This is a genomic window from Pseudomonas sp. G34, assembly GCF_031119625.1.
Classification (GTDB): domain Bacteria; phylum Pseudomonadota; class Gammaproteobacteria; order Pseudomonadales; family Pseudomonadaceae; genus Aquipseudomonas.
On record NZ_JAVHZV010000023.1, the window covers coordinates 44400 to 47383 of the forward strand.

Sequence of the window (2984 nt, forward strand, 5' to 3'; positions counted from 1 at the left end):
ACAAGACGTCACTCGGTGCCGGAACAGCCACTCCAGAACGACAGCGGTTATCAGCCCTATTGACGGATGGCGGGAAGTGACGCCGGCGCCACATTCAACTCTTTTTCAGGCGCGCTTACGCGTTCCGGCAAGGTCGGAACTGCTCTGCTGAGATCCTGCTCGGCGTAGCGCAATTGGCGCTCGCGTATGAAGTTGTATTTGCCTTCGGTCAGCTGGTTGGCGTGATCGAAGTCGTTGATGATCGTTGGTTTGATGAACACCATCAGGTTCTTCTTGGAAACTTCCTTACGATCACTGCGAAACAGGCGCCCGATCACCGGTATCTTGGAGAAAAAAGGCACCCTGTCACCAGCGTCGCGAACCTCGTCGGAAATCAAACCACCCAGTACCAAGGTCATGTTGTCCTTGATCAGCACGCGAGTCTCGACGGAGCGTTTGTTGGTCACGATATCCGCTGCGCTCGTGTCGCTGCTGACACTGGATATTTCCTGATAGACGTTGAGAGTAACGGAGTCGCCCTCGTTGATTTGCGGCTTGATTTTAAGGGTGATACCCACGTCCTGACGCTCAATGGTCTGGAATGGATTGGTAGAGGGATTGGAGGCGCTGGTGGAGCTGCCAGTCACGAACGGCACGTTCTGACCCACCACGATCTTGCCTTCCTCGTTATCGAGGGTAACGAGATTGGGGGTGGACAGAATGTTCATCGAGTCATCGGTGGAAAGCGCGCGTACCAAGGCTTGCAGCGATCCGTTGGTATAAAAGCCCAGGCTCAGCCCAGCATCGAGTTTGAGTGGGTTGGTGGGCAGGTTATCGATGGCGTTACCCTTTAGGGATGACTTGAAGCCCGCGAACGTCTTGCTGCCATCGGAAGTTTTCCACTGCACACCCAGCTCGTTGACCTTGTTATCCGAGACTTCCACGATCACCGCTTCGACCAGCACCTGTGCGCGGCGGATGTCCAGCCGCTTAACGACGCCGTTAACCGTCTCCATGATGGCAGGTGGTGCGCTGATGATCAGGGCATTGGTGGTGTCATTGGCCTGAATAGATATGTCGGCGCTACTAATGCCAACATCCTTGTCCTGCTTTTGCAGGCTGGTGGCGACGTTTTGCAGAATTTGCGCCAGTTCGGAGGCCTTCAGGTAGTGCAGGTAGATCACCTGGGTGTCGCGAATGATGTTGCCTGGGCGGTCGAGATTGGCAAGGACGTCACGTAGTTGCTGGCGTTTGCTCGGGTCTCCAGAGATGAGGATGCTATTTGTGCGCTCATCCACCGAAACACTCATCTTGCTTCCACCTTCAGGGCCACCGGCTTGCGGTACCAGCGTGCCAAGCATGGCCGACAATTCTTTGGCGTTGGCGAACTTCAGCGGAATGACATCTATCTCGAATTGGCCGGCACGGTCGATTTCTGCCACCAGCTTGAGCAACTGGTTGATGTTGGAGGCGCGGTCGGAAATGATCAGCGCATTGCTATCCGGGTAGGCTGCCAGATGACCGACCTGAGGCACCATTGGCCGCAGAATGTTCACCAACTGGGTGGCTGGTACGTGATCGGTGCGGATGACCCGCACCACGAGCTGGTCGTCGTTGAGCGCGTCGTCCTCCACCAGGGGCACGCCAGTCTGCTTGGCATTGGCATCGGGGATGACCTTGACCGCATCTGCCGATTCGATCGCTGAAAAACCATGTACCTGAAGTACCGAGAGAAAAACGCGGTACGCTTCTTCCGGGGCCATGGATTCATTGGAAATAACCGTAACCTTGCCCGTCACACGCGGATCGATAATGAAATTCTTTCCGGTGGCTTTGGCAATCCACTCTATAAAGGAGCGAATATTGGTGTCTTGCATGTTGATGCGCACTTCGCCGCCGGATTGCGTTTCGGCTTCTTGAGCCCAGCTAATGGAGCTCACGCATACAGCGGTCAGCAACAACAGTTTCAGAGCGGTTTGAATCGACACGGTGGGTACCCGACTACTTGTTCTGCGCGAGTTTGCGCTGGATGTACTGTTGGTATGCAGTGGGCAAGTTCTGGTCGACGGCCGTTGATGCCACAGGCGGATTGCCTGCCGGGGCTTGTGCGATAACTTCGTTGTCATTGTTTTTATTCATTACCGGAGCGGCGTCCGCTTGTTGCACTGTTGGAAGTGGGCTGCCAATCGAATCTCCGCCAGGCATTTCTCCAAACCCTTTGAAGCTGATCTGTTCAAGTTTTCCGTTACGTTTCAGCGTGATGCGATGGCTCTCGATGCTCTGTACGACAATGCCGGGACGTGCTTCCTCGCCGGGCTTGAGCATCATGGTGCGATCCCCGTCTTCCAGAATCACGGAGCTTTGCGCAGCGTGCGCCATGAAAAAGATCGCGGAGACTTGCAGGTTGAGATTACTTTCCGGAAGTTTTTCAACTGGTTGGGCGTCCACATCGGCATCACTACTTCCTGCGCCAAATAAACCTAACAACGAACTACTAGGTTTGCTGCTTTCGGCCGAGGTGGTTATTGGTGCGCCTGAGGCAGCGCTGGACAGGGGGGGCTGGTTTTTAAAACCACGGAAAAACTCCATGGTCTGCCAAGTCAGTGAGGCCAGCATGGCAACTAAAAGCAAAGCCAGTACGCACAACCGAGCGCTCCGGATCGCAAGGATTTGGGTCGCGCGCGCTATTAATATGGCCATTGTCATTCGTCCCTGTGATGGCGTGGCAATACTATCTGTCGCCGATATCAAGCGCAAAGAGCGCGTTGAGGTTGGGCGGCGATTCGCTGATTTACACGCACTGCATCACGTTTTTTTCGAATAATGTCATTTTGGCATTTGTAATGGCTTGAAATGGTTTGAGCGCCTGTATAGCATCTCGCCATCGTAAAGGCTGAGTCTATCAGCAGCCTTGTGATCGATGCACAAATTAAATGGAACTTAACGCGAACATGCTGCACGGATGCTGCTCTCTCGGGTTTCGCCGCACGCTTGCTGCACTCTTT

At 54.3% G+C, this 2984-nt stretch carries 2 protein-coding genes; both read right to left on the reverse strand.

Going from position 1 to position 2984, the window contains the following annotated elements:
* Positions 1–56: 56 nt before the first annotated feature.
* Positions 57–1967 (reverse strand): type II secretion system secretin GspD, encoded by a 1911-nt coding sequence (gspD, locus tag QYS36_RS14975; protein WP_308840235.1) that lies wholly within the window; start codon positions 1965–1967, stop codon positions 57–59.
* 13 nt (positions 1968–1980) lie between these two features.
* Positions 1981–2625: a type II secretion system protein N gene (locus tag QYS36_RS14980; protein WP_308840236.1), complete on the reverse strand. Its 645-nt coding sequence runs from the start codon at positions 2623–2625 to the stop codon at positions 1981–1983.
* Between the last annotated feature and the right edge of the window lie 359 nt (positions 2626–2984).